General features: G+C 67.6%; 1 protein-coding gene and 2 pseudogenes. All 3 read left to right on the top strand.

All coding sequences use genetic code 11. The features are described 5' to 3' along the window. Positions 1 to 243: pseudogene (locus AC1D15_RS33505) on the top strand (ABC transporter ATP-binding protein); the annotation flags it as partial. Beyond that, complete coding sequence (gene mlaE / locus AC1D15_RS33500) at positions 240 to 1,022, top strand: lipid asymmetry maintenance ABC transporter permease subunit MlaE (RefSeq protein WP_047500292.1); 783 nt, start codon at positions 240 to 242, stop codon at positions 1,020 to 1,022. The pseudogene AC1D15_RS33505 and the gene mlaE, both read left to right, overlap by 4 nt. A gap of 14 nt (positions 1,023 to 1,036) precedes the next feature. Continuing rightward, a pseudogene (locus AC1D15_RS33495) lies at positions 1,037 to 1,141 on the top strand (outer membrane lipid asymmetry maintenance protein MlaD); the annotation flags it as partial.

Below are 1,141 nucleotides of genomic sequence, written 5' to 3'. Positions count from 1 at the left end.
GTCACCAGCATCGTCGTGTCGCACGACGTGGCCGAGACCTTCCTGATCGCCGACCACATCGTCTTCGTCGCCAACGGCAAGATCGCGGCGCAGGGCTCGCCGGCCGAGATGCGTGCGAGCGACGACCCGCTGGTGCAGCAGTTCGTCAACGCGCAGACCGACGGGCCGGTGCGCTTCCACTACCCGGCCGTGTCGGTCGAGGAAGATTTCGGCGCAGGTTCCGGCGCAGGAGCAGCCCGATGAGCTGGTACAACCCCGCCGACATCGGCTTCTCGGTGCGCAGCAAGCTCGCCGGCATCGGCGATGCGGCGCGCCTGTTCTTCCGGCTGGCCGGCCTCGGCAGCGCGAGCTTCGGCCGCCCGCGCCTCGTCAGCGACCAGGTGTTCTTCCTCGGCAACCACTCGCTGTCGATCATCACGGTGTCGGGCCTGTTCGTCGGCTTCGTGCTCGCGCTGCAGGGCTACTACACGCTGCAGCGCTACGGCTCGGCCGAGGCGGTGGGCCTGCTGGTGGCGCTGTCGCTGGTGCGCGAACTCGGCCCGGTCGTCACCGCACTGCTGTTCGCCGGCCGTGCCGGCACCTCGCTGACGGCCGAGATCGGCCTGATGAAGGCCGGCGAGCAGCTCGCCGCGATGGAGATGATGGCGGTCGATCCGGTCAAGCGCGTGCTGGCGCCGCGCTTCTGGGGCGGCGTGATCGCGATGCCATTCCTGGCGGCGGTGTTCAGCGCGGTCGGCATCATCGGCGGCTGGCTGGTCGCGGTGCCGCTGATCGGCATCGACGCCGGCTCGTTCTGGTCGCAGATGCAGGGCGGCGTCGACGTCTGGGCCGATGTCGGCAACGGCGTGATCAAGAGCCTCGTCTTCGGTTTCACCGTCACCTTCATCGCGCTGCTGCAGGGCTACAACTGCAAGCCGACGCCTGAAGGCGTGTCCGCCGCCACCACGCGCACCGTCGTGATGGCTTCGCTTGCAACGCTGGGGCTCGATTTCGTGCTCACGGCCATGATGTTCTCGATTTGAAGAAAGAGGCGACGATGCAGAAATCTCGTCACGATGTGTGGGTGGGCCTGTTCGTGCTGATCGGCGCGGCAGCGGTGTTGTTCCTCGCGTTGAAGGCCGGCAACCTGCTGAGCCTGAAC

Source organism: Rhizobacter sp. P2_H2 (genome assembly GCF_056403375.1).
The sequence above is the reverse complement of the archived record's forward strand: the minus strand, read 5'-3'. Positions and strand labels throughout refer to the sequence as shown.